Below are 16076 nucleotides of genomic sequence, written 5' to 3' on the forward strand. Positions count from 1 at the left end.
CCGTGGTGAGTTCCACGTGCGTGTCGCAGTGGACTCGCCGGGGCCAGATGCGGGTGCCATCGACATCACTATCGCTCGCCCCAGCAAGTGATCTGCGGGACGATCACCTCGGCGTGCCGATGAGGGCTCGGAGACCCAGCAGACCGAGTAGCTGTGCGGGCCGGAGTCCTGTGAGCTCCGGCCCCGTAGAATATTTCTTCAGCATCGGGCGTGAGGTTGCGGGCGGCGCGGTCACGAGTGAGATCGCGGGGGCTGTCCGACAGGTCCCGAAGTAGGGATCGACGTTCAGTATCGGGTTCTCACTATCAACGAGATCAAGGCTTACGGCTATAAAAACGCCGATCAGGTTGTCTGGGCCGCCGTCGAAATTGGTGGGGACTTTCCCGAGGAACGAAGAGGACGGAGGCGCCGGTGAGTCAGTCGAACGCAGCTGACTGTGTCCATTCCTTTCTGCGCCATCGCACTCTCATCATGACTGCGCTGGTGGGCAGCTACCCGCAGTTCGATTCGCTGGACCACGTGCTGAAGGCCGTCCGCGCAGGGGAGCTGGAACGAAGGGCTCATTCGGATGCCGGCTTCTCGTACTCGATCCATGGACGCGGGTGTCGGATGACCGGACCCGATGGGGCGGCGATCGACATGGACCTTCTCCTGGATGGGGCGGAGGCTTTTGACGCTTGGCGCCTGGAGGTTTTTGCGCGAAGCGTCGGCATGAGCCCAGTTCCGTCCAGAGACGACCTTGTTCAGGAGTGCCGTGGCATGGCACGAGCGGGAATCCTTGCTGAGCCGGAACCAGGATGGTTCGGCCCCATCGAATGACGCGTAAGCATGCCGCCCGGACCCAGCTGAAGGACCCCTCAACCGTCGCCCGGCACGGGATCGCGTCAGGACCCGACGTACCGGCTGATGCGCAGAGGCGGTTCGGGACTCACGTACACAGCACAAGCAGGGGCAAGTTCGTCCCCAGTGGGGTTCGGCGCTAAGCGGTCGGTTGTAATGCCGTGGTGGAGACATGGTGGTGGGATGCGTTGCCGGCATCGGTGCGTGAACATGTGGATGGTCTCGTGCTGCGGGACCGTCGGCTGGAGGCGATCCGGGTAACGATGGAAGCGGTTCGGGTCCTGCGGGAGGGAGCCAGGGTGCCGCATCCTGGTCTCCACGACTGCCAGGACGTGGTGATGGCCCGCTATCGGGCTCTGGCTGACCGAATCGTGCGGCAGCCCAATCCGCCCAGGGATGTAGAGGCGCTGGCCGCTCGCATCGGCGAGCTGCCCGGGCAACTGTCTGCGGTCGAGGCCATATGGGACGGGGACACGAACGGCTGGTTCGTGGTGCTCGTCGCTGTCCTGGACGCCCCGCAGAGCGAGGTCGAACTCACGGTGATCCGTCGTGGCTCGGATCTGCGTGTCTTCAACGGGCGGGTACCGCTCTGGCCAGAGGCGCAGGAAGCCGCGAGAACCGGCACCGCTCTGGCCGGACGCTTCAGCGTGCCCTTCCACTTCGCAAGCCCGGACGAGCCCGATGACGAGGCACCCCGCTGGCGGGCCAGCTGGTAGCTGCCGTTCCCTTAGGTTGATCAAAACGGGACGGTCTCGATCACAACAAGGTGTTCATCTCATTCGACGCCGATCCTGACGGAATGGAAAAGATCGCGGAGTCGCTGCGCAGGGCCCTTGCGGAAATCGATCCGTCCACCCTGCGCGAGGATCCGGGGTTCTGGCACTCGCTTCTCTTCGATGTGGCGATCGGTGACTACCGTGCGGATGAGGGGGAGTGAAACCGGTCGTCGGCGGTACGCGCCGTCGGCGTTCGGGTTCGCCCGTTATGGCCGCTGATGGCTCCGCCGGGTGAGACGGTGTCTGTACGGGATTGATGGCGGGATCATCGAGCAGGCCCCGGAAACGCCGTGGCGATCTCGGCCCAGACGGTGACGCCGGTGTCGGTTTGGCGTCTTCCCCAACGGGATGCCAGTACGTCAGTGATCAGCAGCCCCCGCCCGCGCTCTTCCTCCGGACTCGGTCCCGTCGGCGCGGGTACCACCGGACCGTATCCCTTACCTTCGTCCGTCACGCTGACCGTAGCTGTGTCAGCGGCCAGGGTCAGCGCGACCGTGATGGTTCGGCTGTCGCTGTGTTCCAAGGCGTTGGCCACCAACTCCCCGGTGATCGTTTCAAGGTCGTCCACCGCGACGGAAGGAAGGTCCCGCAACTGGGCCATGCTCCGTACGCAGCGCCGTGCGACGCGAGCCGAGGTGAGGTCGGTGCCCGGGAGCAAGAGCCTGGCGAAGGCTTGGGGGCCGGCCGAGGCGGGTGGGAGTACGGCATGGATGTCCTCGTCGAGCTGAAGAGCGCCGTACCCCGCTGCTCCGAGGCGAGCACCCCGGCACTCGGCAATGAGCAGTGCGTCTCTCAGCGCTTCGGTCAACTGGGCTGTCAACGCGCCGAGTCCGCTGATCGACAACTCTGGGGCTGCGATCAACTCCTGAGCACGGCCGAGGAGCCTGTCCGCGAGGCCGAGTTGTACGGCCTCGACTCGGTCGGCGATCCGACTGACAGGGCCGTCGCCGTCCGAGACGAGTAGGCAAGGCTGACCCTCGCTTCCTGTCCAGGGCAGAAGTCGCATCGGATGCTTCACTTCGCGGTCGCTCATGTTCATCACGCAGCCCCCAACCAGCGGTGAATGTCGCCCGTGTTGGGGCCGACACCGTAGGCGGCGAACCACGGGGTATCGGGGCGCAGCCGCTGAAGCCGTGCAGTCTCCTCGTGCTCGTGCGCGGTGAGGTAGGGGCGGACGAGCACGGCGGCGGCACCGTCGATGGGCTCGTACCAGCCTCGGACTGTAGGGGCGATCGGGATGCCCGGCGGCTTGAACGGCGTACATGCGGGGGTATGCGGGGCCAGTGCCATCCGGGAGTGGTCGAACTGATGGCGGTCGGGGACGCGCATGACTCTGAGTAGTCGGTGGGTGATGGCCGTGATGAATCCACTCATGTCGCGCACTCCTCGATGGTCGATCCGAGCTTCACGGGAAGCCTGTCATGGGATTCCCGTGAGAGGAGTTAGCCTCGCGCTTTCATGAAGCGGGCTGTCCGATAGGCGGTCAGGCAAGCAGAAAGTGCCTCTGACCAGCAAGAATGAGGATTGTCTAGGTCCTTGTTCCCGCTGAAACCAAAGGCACTTTCCAGGTGAAGAAGCCTATCGGGTCCTACCCCCGTGTCCGTATCCGGGAGGACGGCCGGGCCGTGGTCTCGCAGGCCGGTTCGGTCCTGCTGATCGAAACTGTCCGCAAGACCGGTCTTGACCAGGCCTTATCCGCAGCCCTGACCTTGTGGCGGAAGCCGCGGGCCGTCCACGACCCCGGCAAGATACTCGTGGACCTCGCACTGGCGGTCGCGCTGGGCGGGGACTGCCTCGCCGATATCACCCTGCTGCGGTCCGAGCCTGCCGTGTTCGGGCCGGTCGCCTCCGACCCTACGGTCTCCCGGCTGATCGACACCCTTGCCGCCTCGGGCGAGAAGGCGCTGACCGCCATCCGCGCCGCACGTTCCGAAGTCCGCCGACGCGTCTGGGAGTTGGCCGGCAACCGGGCTCCGGACACCGGCGGACAGGTGACCGTGGACCTGGACGGGGTCCTGGTCGTCGCGCACTCGGACAAGCAGGACGCGGCCCCGACCTGGAAGAAGTCCTACGGTCATCACCCGCTCATGGGGTTCGTCGACCACGGTCCGGGAGGGACCGGTGAACCCGTCGCCGCCCTGCTGAGACCCGGGAACGCGGGCTCGAACACGGCCGTCGACCACATCGCAGCCGCCCGCCTGGCCCTCGCTCAACTGCCCAAAAAGTACCGGCAAGGACGGCGGACGCTGATCCGCTGTGATTCTGCGGGCGGCACCCATGAGTTCGTGGCCTGGCTCGCCCAGCGCGGGCGTTGGCTGTCCTACTCGGTCGGCATGGTGATCACCGAGGCCATCCACCAGCACGTTCTTCAGATCCCCGCATCGGCCTGGACGCCCGCGGTCGAGCCGGACGGCGAGGTTCGTGACGGGGCCTGGGTCGCCGAACTCACCGGAGACCTGCTCGACGGCTGGCCGCAGGGCATTCGGTTGCTCGTCCGCAAGGAACGTCCCCACCCCGGAGCCCAGTTGCGGATCACGGATGCGGACGGCATGCGTCTCACGTGCTTCGCCACCAACACCGCCGACCGGCCGATCGCCGAACTCGAGCTCCGTCACCGGTTGCGGGCTCGCGCGGAGGACCGGATCCGAGCCGCCCGGGCCACCGGGCTCCGCAACCTTCCCCTGCACGACACCGCGCAGAATCAGGTCTGGCTGGAGACCGTCCAGATGGCGCTCGATCTGCTGGCCTGGATGCCCATGCTCGCCCTGACCGGCCAGGCGAGACTTTGGGAACCGCGTCGCTTGCGGTTCCGCCTGTTCTCCGCGGCCGGCCAGCTCGTCATCACCGGCCGGCGCCGCCTCCTCCGCCTTGCCCGCCACTGGCCCTGGACCCGCGAGATCACAGACGCCCTCGAACGGCTCGCACTCTTGCCGAACCCCGGCTGACCAGCAGCTTTCCCACCCCTACGAGCAGCATCACCCTCACCCGGAACAGTGGAAACCGGCGTCCACCCGAGACGACACCCGGGCCCCCGGCCTGCCCGGTCTCGGCCATCGACAACGAAATGGGCCGCCGACTTCGTCGACGGCCCATCAAGAAAGATCGAGGTTAGCGTGGAGGGAGTTCACTGATGTGGGTGACGGACGTCGGATTCATGTCCGACAGGCTCAAGTCGTTCGTAGAGTCAGCCCTGTTGATCGTGCGGATCGACGCAAGTCAGCCGCTACCTGACAGAGGGAATCTGGACCATGACCGCCACACAGACCGGCCCGGCCGGACGTATGCAGATCGCGCGCGGCCTGGTCTCCCTCCGGGAGCGGTGTGGGCTCACACAGATGCAGGTGGCCGAACGAGCAGGCGTCAGCACTACAACCGTGAGTCGCTACGAAACCTGGCAGGACCGGGCCCGCATCCGATGGGCCACGGTCAAAGCCCTGGCCGACGCCTGTGACGCCACGGCTCAGGAACGCGACGTACTCGTGGGCATCGCCAAGTCGCAGACCGATGGCTGGTGGGTCGGGAACAGCGCCGTGCCGGAGTGGCTGGACCCGCTGGTCTCCTTCGAGCATGAAGCGGCCTACGAACACGTCTACGCGAACAGCGTGGTTCCCGGCCTGCTCCAGACAAAGGCGTACGCCCTTGCTATCCATCATGCGCGTGAGGTTCGCAGCTCGAACGAGGAGATCGACCGGATGGTGGAGGCGCGCATCCAGCGCCAAGGCATCCTGCGACGGGACCCGGAACTGCATCTGTGGGTGATCCTGGACGAGGCCGTCCTGAGCAGGACGGTCGGAGATTCCGCAGTCATGGCCCAACAGCTTGAACACCTGCACGAGGCGGCCAAGAGCCCCAACATTGATCTTCAGGTCCTGCCGTTCAGCGCTGGGGCGCACGCTGCGGGAGCCGGCCACTTCGTGATCCTCGGGCGTGATGACGAGCGTGAACCGCTCAACTCCATGGCGGTCGTGTACATCGAGATGCGCCGTCGTGGGCTGTATCTCGATGACGCTGAGGACGTGGGTGCCTATAAGTTGACCTTCGACTACCTTCGTTCCCAGGCCGCCGACTCCACAGCCTCGTCGCGGCTGATCGCCAGGGCACGACAGGAGCTCTCTACATGACTGACATAGCAACTTCCACTGCGGACACGGCAGCTGCGATGTGGTTCAAGAGCACCTACAGCGGTGGTGAAGGCAATGAATGCGTCGAGATCGCCGACCTCCGCAACCGAGTAGCCGTACGGGACTCGAAGGTTCCCAATGGGTACATACTCACCCTGTCTAACGATGCCTTCTCCGCCTTTGTCGGAGGCATCGCTACAGAACGGCAGAGCACTGTGCCGTCATGAAGCGATCTTGGAGACCGCCTTTGTGGCAGTGATCTCCCGGTACTGTGAAATCGACATCGTGAAAGGGAGCCGTAAACGCAATGACCACACACGCGGCAGACTCCGGCTCGTCCCATCTCCCGCCCATGCGTACCATCGGCGAACTCCGGGCCGCCCTCACCATGGGTTATGGCTTCCCTGGTGATGCCGACGACTTCGAGGCCGACCTGGCCCGCGAGATCAACCACGCCGATCCTGCCGACCTCACCGGAGTCGTCCGCCTGGTCGAGGAGTTCCGCGGCCGGATCATCGCCCGCCAGGATCCTGAATTCGATACCGCTGTCGACTCGGCTGTCGCAGAGATCCGCGCGGCCCGAAGGACTGACCGTTGACCGACGAACAACAGCAGGTCATCGCCGAGATCACGCAAGAAGCTCGCATCCGCTGTGAGGCCATTGGTGGAGGAGTTCTCGAAGCCGTCGAGGAACTGCGCGCCGAACTGGAGAAGGCTCCGACGCTCGGTCGAAGGGCCCGCAGCGCCTCCGGCGGCATAAAGATCTATACGACACGCCTCGAAGGAACGGACGCGCGTCCAGCCCTCACTGTCACCTACGTCTACGACGCTCCGCCTCCCGAGCCCGGTCTGATCCGCATCGCCCTGGTGTCGCCCGTCCGCTTCGCCGGGGGCGGCAGCGGGTTCTGAACCGGCTGCCCCTTGTCCATAAACGCAGCGGAGCTGCCTCGCTGCCCCCTACAACAACCCCGCCCCCGCCAAGAACTTCCCCACCCGCTCCACCTCGTCCTCCGACAACGGAATCTGCGGATCAGCGGTAACCGGGCAGTCAATAACCCCCCGCAAATAAAGCGCCGCCTTGAACGCCCCCAGCCCCGCCGAGCTGCCCCCCATCCGCACCGGATCCCCCGCCCCCACCATCCCGAACAGCACGCACAACCGTTCCTGCTCGGCCCTGGCCCGGTCCCAGTCACCGGCCCGGCAGAACCGGTACAGGCGGACGTAACCATCCGGGTCGACGTTCGCGAGTCCCGGTACCGCTCCGTCCGCCCCCATCGCCAGCGCCGAGTCGACGAGTAGCTCGCTCCCTGTCAGCACGCTGAAGTCGCCGATCCCGGGATGGGTCCGCGCCCCCGTCACCACCGCCCTGAACGACGCCATGTCGCCGCTCGAATCCTTCAGGCCCGCCAGGACGCCATCCGCCGCCAGATCCAACACCAGGCCCGCGGGCAACTTGCTGTGCACGGACGCCGGGAGGTCGTACGCCACCACCGGGACCGGGCTGCCCGAGGCCACCAGGCGGAAGTGGCGGGCGATCTCCGAAGGGTGGGTGCGCGTGTAGAAGGGGGCCGTCACCACCACCGCGTCCGCGCCCGCCGCCGAGACCGACCGTACGTGGTCCAGTACCCGGGGTGTCGTCATGTCGATCGCGCCAGCCAGGACCGGTAGCTGGCCCGCCACATGGCCCACCACCGTCTCCACCACCAGCCTGCGCTGGTCGTCCGTCAGATACGCCGCCTCCGACGACGAACCGAGCACGAACAGGCCGTCCACGCCCGCCTCCACCAGGTGGTCGACCAGCCTGACGAGTGAGCGTACGTCCACCCCGCGGTCCGGTGTCAGGGGAGTGCAGACGGGAGGGACGACACCGGTCAGGGGGGTGGGGAAGGTCATCAGGGCTCCCTGGGATCTTTCGGGGTGTTCGGTGGTGCGGGGGTGGTTTCGGGGGCGTCGGCTACAGGGCTCTTCTGGACGTCGGGCACGGCTGCTACCGCCTGGGCGACCAGTTCCCTTGTCGCCCGGCCTTCCTCCACAGGGTGATGGCAACGGAAACGGTGTCCCGGGATTGACGCGGCCGTGAACTCCGGCATCCCCTCCGCGCACACCTCCGTCGCCCTCCAGCAGCGCGTACGGAACGGGCAGCCGGATGGGGGGTGCGTTGCCGACGGGACTGGACCCACCAGCGGGATCGGGTCGATCGGGTCCAGCAGGCCCGGTGTCGCCGAGAAGAGTGCTCTTGTGTACGGGTGACGCGCTCTGTCCGTCACCTCGTCCGCCGGGGACTCCTCCACGATCCTGCCCAGGTACATCGTGATCACCCGGTCGCTCATCCGGCGTACCGTCTGGATGTCGTGCGACACGAAGACGAGCGCCAGGCCCAGCCGCTCCTTCAGGTCCAGGAGGAGGTTCAGGATCTGGGCGCGTACCGATACGTCCAACGCGCTGGTCGGTTCGTCCGCCACCACCAGGTCGGGGGACAGGGCCAATGCCCGTGCAATCGCCACCCGTTGGCGCTGGCCGCCCGAGAGCTGGCCCGGCAAGCCGTCTGCCAACGCCCTCGGCAGGCCCACCAAACCCATCAACTCCCGTACCCTCTCCTCCCGTTCCTTCGCCGTGCCCCTCCTGTGTACGTCCAGCGGGTCCCTGAGGATCTGGCGGATCGTCAGGCGGCGGTTCAGGGCCGTCGACGGGTCCTGGAAGATCATGCCCGTTCCTGTGCCGATGGCTGATCTGCGCTCTGCCGGCTTCATCGTCCACAAGTCGGCTCCACGGAAGGACACTTGGCCGTACGTCGGCGGCTGTACGCCCACCAGCACCTTCGCCAGCGTCGACTTGCCGCAGCCCGACTCGCCCACCACGCCCACCGTTTCGCCGGGCGCGACCCTGAAGTCGGCGCCTGTCAGGGCGTACACGCGGTCCCGGGTGAACAGGCCGCCGCTGCGGGCCTTGTGGACCACGTGCGCGTCCGACAGTTCCACCAACGGAGTCGACACGGACGTAACAGAAGTAGCTGTCGTGGTGCTCACTTCACGCTCTCGCTTCCCGTCGGCTCCGGCGTCGTCAGGTCGATCGCCGGGTGGTGGCAGGCCGCCAAGTGCGTTGCCACGCCCAGGAGATCGGGGGCCGTCGTACGGCACGCCTCCGTCGCCATCGGGCAACGGTCCGCGAAACGGCAGCCTTTGGGGAAGTCGGCGGGGGAGGGGACCGTGCCCTTGATCTGGGTCATGCGGACCGCCGCCGACTCCAGTGACAGCACGCTGCCCAGCAGGCCCCGGGTGTAGTGGTGGGACGGGGAGCCGACCAGGTCCGCCGTCACGCCTGTTTCGACGATCTGGCCGCCGTACATCACGACCACCCGGTCCGTCACGTCCGCCACCAGGGCCAGGTCGTGCGAGACCAGGATCAGGGCGAAGTCCAACTCCGAGCGCAGGCGGAGCAACAACTCGATGATCTGCGCTTGGACCGTTACGTCCAATGCTGTCGTCGGCTCGTCCGCCACGATCAGTTTCGGGTCCCGGGACAGGGCCATCGCGATCAGGACCCGCTGGCGCTGGCCGCCCGACAGCTCGTGCGGGTAGCTGCGGAGGGTGCGGTCCGGGTCCAAGCCCACCAGGCCCAGGAGTTCTTCCGGGGTGCGGTGGCCTCCTCGCCGTACTACCTGCTTCAGTTGTGAGCGGATCGTCATCGCCGGGTTCAGGGACGACAACGCGTCCTGGTAGATCATCGCCATCTCGTGGCCCAGCAGCTTGCGGCGTACGCGCATCGGTTCCGCCAGCAGGTCCCGCTGGTTGAACCGGACTTGGCCGGTCACCCGCGCGCCCTTCGGCTCCAGGCCCATGACCGTCAGTGCCGTCAGCGACTTTCCGCAGCCCGACTCGCCCACCAGGCCCAGGACTTCGCCCGGGTGGACCTCGAAGCTGATGCCGTCGACGATGTTCACGCCCGAGTGGCGGGCCGCGAAGCCGATCGTCAGGTTCTCGACCGCCAGTATCGGCAGGCCGGTTGGGACCGGGCGGGCTCGCCCCCGAAGCCTCTGCGCCGCCTCCGTCAGGCCCGGCAGGGCCAGGACCTTGCCCGTGCCCGGCTCGGGGGCCTCCAGGGGGTCCTTCTCCTCACGGACCTCCACGTCCCTCGCCGCCGGTGCCGCCCACGCGTCCGACACGCCCTCCGAGAGGACGTTCAGCGACAGGACGGTCACAAGCATCAGCAACCCGGGAAATACCGTCGCCCACCAACCCCCCGTCAGGACCATGTTCTTGCCGTCCGCGATGACGCTTCCCCAGGACGGGTCCGGTGGACGTACACCCGCGCCGATGAACGACAGCGACGCCTCGAAGACGATCGCCTCCGCCACCTGCACCGTGCAGAACACCAGCACCGGAGCCGCGCAGTTGATCGCCACGTGCTTCAGGACGATGTGCGGCGTGCGGGCTCCTATCACTCGTTCCGCCGTCACGTAGTCCTCGCCGTACTGGTCCAGGACGTTCGCCCGCACCACCCGTGCCACCGGCGGGGTGAACAGGAACGCGATCGCGCAGATCAGGACCGTGATGCCGCCGCCGAAGACCGCGACGAGTACGGCGGCCAGGGCGATGCCCGGGAACGCCATCACCACGTCCAGGCAGCGCATCAGCGTCTCGTCGACCGCCTTGCGGGACGTCGCCGCGATGGCGCCGATCAGCGCGCCCACGGTCAGGGCAAGTGCCGTTGCGCCGAGGCCGATCGCCAGGGACCAGCGGGCGCCGTACATCAGCCGGCTCATGATGTCGCGGCCCAGGCTGTCCTGGCCCATCCAGTGCTCGGCGGAGGGGGCTCCCGTGCCGCCGACCAGGGGCTGTTGGTCCAGCGGGTCGTGGGGGGCGATGTACGGGGCGAAGACCGCCACGAACACCACCAGCGCCAGGAAGCAGACCGCGATCCGGGAGAGGACCGGGAGGCGGCGCCAGCCGCGCAGCCGGATGCCGGGGCGGGAGAGGAGGGCGGCCAGGCGCCCCCGCTCGAACATCATGAACATCCGGCCGCACCCTTCGTTCGCGTGGACGTGAAGAGGAGGAACATCAGGCCGCATCCCTCAGTCGCGGGTTGACCAGGAGATAGAGGATGTCGATGACCAGGTTCACGACCACGAAACCGGTGGCCGTCGTCAGGACCACGCCCTGGACGACCGCCGGGTCGCCGTTCTTCACGGCGTCGATCATCAGCTTGCCCATCCCGGGGAGCGAGAAGATCGTCTCGATGACGACCGCGCCGCCGAGGAGGTAACCGACGCGCAGGCCCAGCACCGTGAGCGGGTTGATGAGCGCGTTGCGGAGGACGTTGCGGCCCACCACCACCCTCGGTGGCAGGCCGCTGCCGATCGCCGTACGGACGTAGTCCTTGTCCAGCTCCTCGACCACCGCCGTACGGACGATGCGCGTGAGCTGCGCCGCGACCGGGAGGGAGAGCGCGAGGGCCGGGAGCGTCATCGTCTTCAGCCAGCCGGTGAAGGAGTCGGCCGGGTTGATGTAGCCACCCGTCGGGAACCAGCCCAGGTCGACGGCCAGGTACTGGATCATCAGCAGAGCCAGCCAGAAGCCGGGCGCCGCGACACCGGTGAGGGACACGACCCGGATGATCTGGTCGGGGAGACGGTCGCGGTAGATCGCCGCCGTGACACCGCCCAGCAGGGCCAGGACCACCGCGATGGTCAGGCCCAGGAAGGTGAGCTGGACGGTGAGCGGCAGAGCGGTGGCGACCTGGTCGAGCACCGCCGCGCGGGTCAGCGCGCTGGTGCCCATGTCGCCCTGGAGCAGGTCGCCGATGAAGTGGAAGTAGCGGACGGGGAACGGGTCCAACAGGCCGTTCTGCTCACGGAAGTCGTGCAGTTGCTGCGGGGTCGGGTTGGCGCCCTGGAAGAACGCGGAGGCCGGGTCGACGTCCGAGAACCGCATGACAAGGAACACGAACAGCACGATGCCGAGCATCAGCGGGACGAGCAGGAGGATCCTGCGAGCCAGGATTCTGGCGATGGCGACCACGTACGAACTCCCGTACAGCTAGCGGTGTTTGGCGGTAGCCCGAACAGGCTCTAGACCCACTTGGCCTGGAGGAGGTTGATGCCCGGATACGGCTGTGCCCTTATCCCTGCGAGCTTCTTCGGGTCCCAGGCCGTCATCAGCTCGTTGTGGACGACCGGATAGAGCACGGCCTCCTCCGCGACGACGTCGATGTAGTCCTGGATCATCTCCATCTTCTTCTCCGGGACCGACTCCCGCGTCGCCCGGTCCATGTCCTTGAAGAGTTGCTTGGCCACGGAGTTGTCGGCCCAACGGGCGTAGCCCATCCAGAGGTTCTGCGGGCCGTAGTTGTAGTGCATGATCAGGTCCGCGTCGAGGCCGAACTGGTTGGGGTTCGAGGCGGCCGACACGACCTGGTAGTCCTGCTTCTGGTCCATCTTCGTGAACACCGCGGTGGTTTCCTGCGGGTTGAGGGTCGTCTCGACGCCGATCGCGTCCCAGGACGCCTTGATGGTGGGCAGGCAGTCGACGATCCAGCTGACGTTCACGGACAGGATCTCGATCTTCAGCCCCTTGACCCCGGCGGCCTTGAGGAGTGCCTTCGCCTTCTCCGGGTCGTAGTCGTAGACCACCTTTGCTGCCCGGTAGCTGGGGTTGGCCTCGTTGAGGAAGGACGACGACGGCTTGCCGTGGCCCTTGAGTGCCACCTCCACCATCTTCCCCGTGTCGATGGCGTAGTGCAGCGCCTGGCGGACCCGTACGTCGTCGAAGGGCTTGCGCTTGGTGTTGAACATCAGGAACAGGTTGTTCATCCCCGCCCCGCCCTGGACGTCCATCCCCCCGCTCTTCAGCTGCTCGATGTTCGCGTACGGGATGTTGTCGGCGATCTGCGCGCCGGCACTGGACCCCGAGATCTTGGCGACGCGGGGCGCGGCATCCACTATCGTCATCCAGTTCATCTTCTTGAACGCCGCTTTGCGCGGACCGTTGTAGGCCGCGAACGCCTCGAACGTCGTGTTCGACTTCGGGTGGTGCGCGGTCTGCCGGTACGGCCCCGAGCCGATCGCCTTTCCCTTGATCGCATCGTCCCAGGCACCCGGCTGGGAGAAGACGTGCTTCGGCATGATCTTCGCGAGCGTCAGTCGGGAAACGCCTTCGGGGAAGGGGAACTTCAGCACCAGCTCGATATTCTGCGCGTCGACCTTTTTCACTTCTTTCAGCCAACTGGCGAAAAACCCTTTGGCGAGCGTCTGCGTGTTCGGATCGAGGATTCGATCGAATACGAAGACCACGTCGTCGGCGGTGACCGGCTTTCCGTCGTGGAAGGTCGCCCCGGCCCGCAACGTGAACTTCCAGGAGGTGCTGCTGAGATCGCCGGGGACCGCTGTGGCGAGCGCGGCGTACGGCTCGCGGGAGATGGGATCGGTGTCGAGCAGACCCTCGTAGATGTGGTTGTTCGCGGCCATGGAGAAGGCGGAGGCCGTCTGCGTGGGGTCCCAGCTGCCGTCGTTGCCGTAGCCGATCACGGCCGTGAGCGTGCTGTTCGCGCCCCCGGCGCCGCCCCCGGTGTCGTTGGTGGACTCCGGACCGGAGGAACAGGCCGACAGCGAGGAGGAAATGGCGGCGGCGGCACCCAGCGCGCCGGTGTACTTCAGGAACGACCGGCGGTGCGGGGCGGTCGATACGTCGCGGGCTGTTCCGCGGGTCACGTCGCGCACGATTCCTCCTGCGGGGTGGGGTCCGAAAAGGTGAGGAGATACGACGTCCTACGTCATAGGGGGCAGCGTGACCATAAGAGGGGCGGTGGGGCCGGTCAAGAGATCGCACACGAATGGCGTATCTGCCAGAGGTACGACCAATGACGATATGAAATTCGACCGCGATGTTCTCGACGGGGCGTCAAGAGATCGTCAGAGGCCGTGAATTTACGGTGGGCAGATTTTGATATGCCTGGAGGTGGGACGTGGGATGTCCGGCGAGCGTACGATGCGCCGCATGTCTCAGGAGTCCGGGAAGCGGCGCCGGCCCGAGCGGCGGGTGAGCGGCCAGGTCCAGCGCGAGGTCATGCAGTTGATTCTCGACCGCAAACTCCGGGCGGGCGCACCGCTGCCCACCGAGGTCGAGCTGATGGAGTCCCTGGGGGTCAGCCGCAACTCCGTCCGCGAGGCCCTCAAGGCGCTCCAGGCCCTCGACATCGTCGAGATCAGACACGGCTACGGGACGTACGTCGGACAGGCGTCGTTGACCCCGCTGGTTGACGGACTGACGTTCCGTACGCTCGCCAGGCACGACGGGGACGGCGCCGCGCTCGCCGAGATACTCCAGGTCAGGGAGGTGCTGGAGGACGGGATGATCCGCCGGGTCGCGGCCGTGCTGTCCGACGCGCAACTGGACCGGCTGGATTCGGTCGTCACCCGGATGGAGGAGGCGGGCCGCGCGGGCCGGCGCTTCCCCGAACTCGACCGCGAGTTCCACGAGGCGCTGTACGGCCCCCTCGGCAACGCCCTCGTACCGCAGCTGCTCGGCGCCTTCTGGACGGTGTTCCGCCGTGTCTCGGGCGCCCGGGGCTGGCACGACGACCCGGCACCCGAACTGACGGCCCGCCGGCACCGGGACATCGTCACGGCGTTGCGCGCCCATGACGTGGAAGGTGCTCAGCGGGCACTGGCGGTGCACTTCCGGGGGATCGAGGCGCGGGCGGCGCAGGAGTCCCGGGGGGTGGGCTGAGGGTGGGAACGGGTGTGGATGCCGGCACGGGCAGGCGAAAGGGGGCGCCGTCCCCTGTGCGGCGCCCCCTGTCACCTCCCCGTCGCGGCGCCGGCCTAGTACAGCTCGCGCGTGTAGCTCTTGTCGGCGTCGGAGTCGTAGACGACCTCGCCCGCGCTGTCGTACCCCTTGATGTGCGGGGCCAGCGTGACCTGCTGGTTCAGCACGCCGGAGGCCACGAACCAGCCGTGGTCCAGGGCGGCCTCGCTGGTGCTGCCGCCGTACGAGACGGTCACCTTGGTCACCGAGGGCTCGAACCGGCCGATGGCGCTCCAGCGGAACGGCAGCTTCCAGTTGCCGTTGTCGAGGACCGACTGCCTGTAGAGCTTGCCGCCGTTGTCGTCGGCCATCACCGGGCCGCCGTTGTCGAACGTCAGGCCGCCGACACTGGAGTTGAGGCCTGAGGCCTCGCCGTCCTTGATGTTGCAGATCAGCCGGGTCAGCTGCGGTTGCTGCGGCTGTTCCTTGACCGCGACGACGTAGATGCCGTCACCGGGCGCGTTGGAGTCGCCGGTGCTGTTCTGCGCCAGGATGATCCGGTAGTCGACGGCGTCACCCAGATCGATCCGCGTGGCGGGCTTCTGGTGCTTCTGCATCTCGCGGTCGTACGCGAGGCACTTCTCCAGCCCGTCCGAGGCCTGCGCCAGGGTGATCCCGTCGAGCAGCTGCCCCGGCGTCGCCGGACCGGCCGGTCCAACGGGCGTCGACTGCACGGGAGTTGGCGTCGCAGATGGCTGCGAGGCGCTGGCGGAGGGCAGCGGCGCCGCCAGTTTCGTGCCTCCCTGGCCGCCTCCGTTGCCGCTCACCGCGTACGCCCCCACGGGCGCCGCCGCCAGCGCGACCAGGACCGCGCCGGCCGCCGCCACCCGCCGTCGGCGTTCTGCGGCGCCCCGGCGGCGGATCGTCGGATACGGCACCGCCGAGGGCCGGATCGTGTAGGCGTCTTCAGCCATCAACTCGCGCAACTGCTCCTCAAATCCCTTCTCAGGTTCCCGCTGTTCCCCGGTCATCCGAGGCCTCCCCGAACGTGTGCCGTGTGACTGGGTTCGGGGCGGCCCACGACCTGCGCCAGCCCCGGATACGTACGCAACTTCGCCAGCCCCTTGGAGGCCTGGCTCTTGACCGTGCCCTGGGAGCAGCCGAGCGTGTCGGCGACCTCTCCCTCGGACAGGTCCTCCCAGTAGCGCAGGACGACCACCGCCCGCTGTTTGGGCGGTAGTTGGGCGAGCGCGCCGAGCAGCGCGCTGCGCTCGTCGGCCCAGGAGACCGCCTCGTCGCGGCCCGCCGTCTCGGGCGGCGCGTCGGTGAGCGACTCCCGGACGCGCCGCTTGCGGAACCGGTCGCTGTTGCAACTGACCAGCATCCGACGGACGTACGCCTCCGGGCTGTCGCTGCGCGAGACCCGCCGCCAGGAGCGGTACGCCTTCGCCAGCGCCGTCTGCGTCAGGTCCTCGGCGTGATGGGCGTCGCCGGTCAGCAGATACGCGGTGCGCACCAGGTGGGACCACCGCGCTCTGACGAAGTCATGGAACTGGGCCTCTAGTTCGGCCTGCATCAAGCACCCCCTCGCCCACCAG

At 67.2% G+C, this 16076-nt stretch carries 19 protein-coding genes; 10 read left to right on the top strand and 9 right to left on the bottom strand.

Features of this window, described 5'->3' with window-relative positions; genetic code table 11:
- Positions 1-411: 411 nt before the first annotated feature.
- The 3 genes from OG787_RS33675 (at position 412) to OG787_RS33685 (ending at position 1777) form a co-directional block, all read left to right on the top strand.
- Positions 412-819 (top strand): DUF6896 domain-containing protein, encoded by a 408-nt coding sequence (locus OG787_RS33675; RefSeq protein WP_405537715.1) that lies wholly within the window; start codon positions 412-414, stop codon positions 817-819.
- A 320-nt stretch (positions 820-1139) separates the two neighbouring features.
- Positions 1140-1556 (top strand): hypothetical protein, encoded by a 417-nt coding sequence (locus OG787_RS33680; RefSeq protein WP_405537716.1) that lies wholly within the window; start codon positions 1140-1142, stop codon positions 1554-1556.
- A 50-nt stretch (positions 1557-1606) separates the two neighbouring features.
- On the top strand, positions 1607-1777 hold the full coding sequence (locus tag OG787_RS33685) for a hypothetical protein (RefSeq protein WP_405537717.1): 171 nt from the start codon (positions 1607-1609) through the stop codon (positions 1775-1777).
- A gap of 104 nt (positions 1778-1881) precedes the next feature.
- On the opposite strand, the gene OG787_RS33690 is transcribed toward OG787_RS33685, so the two are convergent.
- Positions 1882-2436, bottom strand: coding sequence for an ATP-binding protein (locus OG787_RS33690; protein ID WP_405540665.1), 555 nt, complete (start codon positions 2434-2436; stop codon positions 1882-1884).
- Here OG787_RS33690 and OG787_RS33695 point away from each other — a divergent pair.
- On the top strand, positions 2323-2580 hold the full coding sequence (locus OG787_RS33695) for a hypothetical protein (protein WP_405540831.1): 258 nt from the start codon (positions 2323-2325) through the stop codon (positions 2578-2580). The genes OG787_RS33690 and OG787_RS33695 overlap by 114 nt on opposite strands.
- 74 nt (positions 2581-2654) lie before the next feature.
- On the opposite strand, the gene OG787_RS33700 is transcribed toward OG787_RS33695, so the two are convergent.
- The gene (locus OG787_RS33700; RefSeq protein ID WP_405537719.1) at positions 2655-2990 is read right to left on the bottom strand and encodes a hypothetical protein; all 336 of its coding nucleotides are present in this window, start codon (positions 2988-2990) and stop codon (positions 2655-2657) included.
- 194 nt (positions 2991-3184) lie between these two features.
- Between OG787_RS33700 and OG787_RS33705 the strand changes: the two genes are divergently transcribed.
- The 5 genes from OG787_RS33705 (at position 3185) to OG787_RS33725 (ending at position 6646) form a co-directional block, all read left to right on the top strand.
- Complete coding sequence (locus tag OG787_RS33705) at positions 3185-4561, top strand: IS1380 family transposase (protein ID WP_405534056.1); 1377 nt, start codon at positions 3185-3187, stop codon at positions 4559-4561.
- Between the two features lie 303 nt (positions 4562-4864).
- A complete protein-coding gene (locus OG787_RS33710) occupies positions 4865-5737 on the top strand; it encodes a helix-turn-helix domain-containing protein (RefSeq protein WP_405537720.1) in 873 nt (290 codons plus the stop codon).
- A 38-nt stretch (positions 5738-5775) separates the two neighbouring features.
- A complete protein-coding gene (locus tag OG787_RS33715) occupies positions 5776-5964 on the top strand; it encodes a DUF397 domain-containing protein (protein ID WP_405540666.1) in 189 nt (62 codons plus the stop codon).
- Positions 5965-6044: 80 nt separating this feature from the next.
- On the top strand, positions 6045-6335 hold the full coding sequence (locus tag OG787_RS33720; RefSeq protein WP_405537721.1) for a hypothetical protein: 291 nt from the start codon (positions 6045-6047) through the stop codon (positions 6333-6335).
- Complete coding sequence (locus OG787_RS33725) at positions 6332-6646, top strand: hypothetical protein (RefSeq protein WP_405537722.1); 315 nt, start codon at positions 6332-6334, stop codon at positions 6644-6646. The genes OG787_RS33720 and OG787_RS33725 overlap by 4 nt, the downstream gene beginning before the upstream one ends.
- A gap of 48 nt (positions 6647-6694) precedes the next feature.
- Here OG787_RS33725 and OG787_RS33730 read toward each other — a convergent pair whose 3' ends face one another.
- Genes OG787_RS33730 through OG787_RS33750 form a run of 5 tightly spaced genes read right to left on the bottom strand, consistent with a single transcriptional unit; the run spans position 6695 to position 13451 of the window.
- On the bottom strand, positions 6695-7630 hold the full coding sequence (locus tag OG787_RS33730; protein WP_369036635.1) for a dihydrodipicolinate synthase family protein: 936 nt from the start codon (positions 7628-7630) through the stop codon (positions 6695-6697).
- On the bottom strand, positions 7630-8730 hold the full coding sequence (locus OG787_RS33735; RefSeq protein WP_405537723.1) for an oligopeptide/dipeptide ABC transporter ATP-binding protein: 1101 nt from the start codon (positions 8728-8730) through the stop codon (positions 7630-7632). The genes OG787_RS33730 and OG787_RS33735 overlap by 1 nt, the downstream gene beginning before the upstream one ends.
- A gap of 29 nt (positions 8731-8759) precedes the next feature.
- The gene (locus OG787_RS33740) at positions 8760-10742 is read right to left on the bottom strand and encodes a dipeptide/oligopeptide/nickel ABC transporter permease/ATP-binding protein (RefSeq protein ID WP_405540667.1); all 1983 of its coding nucleotides are present in this window, start codon (positions 10740-10742) and stop codon (positions 8760-8762) included.
- Between the two features lie 52 nt (positions 10743-10794).
- Positions 10795-11754, bottom strand: coding sequence for an ABC transporter permease (locus OG787_RS33745; RefSeq protein WP_369036638.1), 960 nt, complete (start codon positions 11752-11754; stop codon positions 10795-10797).
- Positions 11755-11804: 50 nt separating this feature from the next.
- Complete coding sequence (locus tag OG787_RS33750; protein WP_405537724.1) at positions 11805-13451, bottom strand: ABC transporter substrate-binding protein; 1647 nt, start codon at positions 13449-13451, stop codon at positions 11805-11807.
- A gap of 277 nt (positions 13452-13728) precedes the next feature.
- On the opposite strand from OG787_RS33750, the gene OG787_RS33755 reads away from it, so the two are divergent.
- Positions 13729-14460: a FadR/GntR family transcriptional regulator gene (locus OG787_RS33755; RefSeq protein WP_369036640.1), complete on the top strand. Its 732-nt coding sequence runs from the start codon at positions 13729-13731 to the stop codon at positions 14458-14460.
- 95 nt (positions 14461-14555) lie between these two features.
- On the opposite strand, the gene OG787_RS33760 is transcribed toward OG787_RS33755, so the two are convergent.
- A complete protein-coding gene (locus OG787_RS33760) occupies positions 14556-15509 on the bottom strand; it encodes a hypothetical protein (protein ID WP_369036641.1) in 954 nt (317 codons plus the stop codon).
- Positions 15506-16054, bottom strand: a complete 549-nt coding sequence (locus OG787_RS33765) for a SigE family RNA polymerase sigma factor (protein WP_369036642.1) — start codon at positions 16052-16054, stop codon at positions 15506-15508. Before OG787_RS33765 ends, OG787_RS33760 begins: the two co-directional genes overlap by 4 nt.
- Positions 16055-16076: the final 22 nt, after the last annotated feature.

The sequence above is a fragment of the Streptomyces sp. NBC_00075 genome (genome assembly GCF_045041225.1).
Classification (GTDB): domain Bacteria; phylum Actinomycetota; class Actinomycetes; order Streptomycetales; family Streptomycetaceae; genus Streptomyces; species Streptomyces adonidis.

Coding starts and splice junctions, on each gene's coding strand:
- OG787_RS33695 (WP_405540831.1), top strand. CDS start 2,323: ATGGATGTCCTCGTCGAGCTGAAGAGCGCCGTACCCCGCTGCTCCGAG.
- OG787_RS33700 (WP_405537719.1), bottom strand. CDS start 2,990: ATGAGTGGATTCATCACGGCCATCACCCACCGACTACTCAGAGTCATG.
- OG787_RS33710 (WP_405537720.1), top strand. CDS start 4,865: ATGACCGCCACACAGACCGGCCCGGCCGGACGTATGCAGATCGCGCGC.
- OG787_RS33715 (WP_405540666.1), top strand. CDS start 5,776: ATGTGGTTCAAGAGCACCTACAGCGGTGGTGAAGGCAATGAATGCGTC.
- OG787_RS33720 (WP_405537721.1), top strand. CDS start 6,045: ATGACCACACACGCGGCAGACTCCGGCTCGTCCCATCTCCCGCCCATG.
- OG787_RS33730 (WP_369036635.1), bottom strand. CDS start 7,630: ATGACCTTCCCCACCCCCCTGACCGGTGTCGTCCCTCCCGTCTGCACT.
- OG787_RS33740 (WP_405540667.1), bottom strand. CDS start 10,742: ATGTTCGAGCGGGGGCGCCTGGCCGCCCTCCTCTCCCGCCCCGGCATC.
- OG787_RS33755 (WP_369036640.1), top strand. CDS start 13,729: ATGTCTCAGGAGTCCGGGAAGCGGCGCCGGCCCGAGCGGCGGGTGAGC.
- OG787_RS33760 (WP_369036641.1), bottom strand. CDS start 15,509: ATGACCGGGGAACAGCGGGAACCTGAGAAGGGATTTGAGGAGCAGTTG.
- OG787_RS33765 (WP_369036642.1), bottom strand. CDS start 16,054: ATGCAGGCCGAACTAGAGGCCCAGTTCCATGACTTCGTCAGAGCGCGG.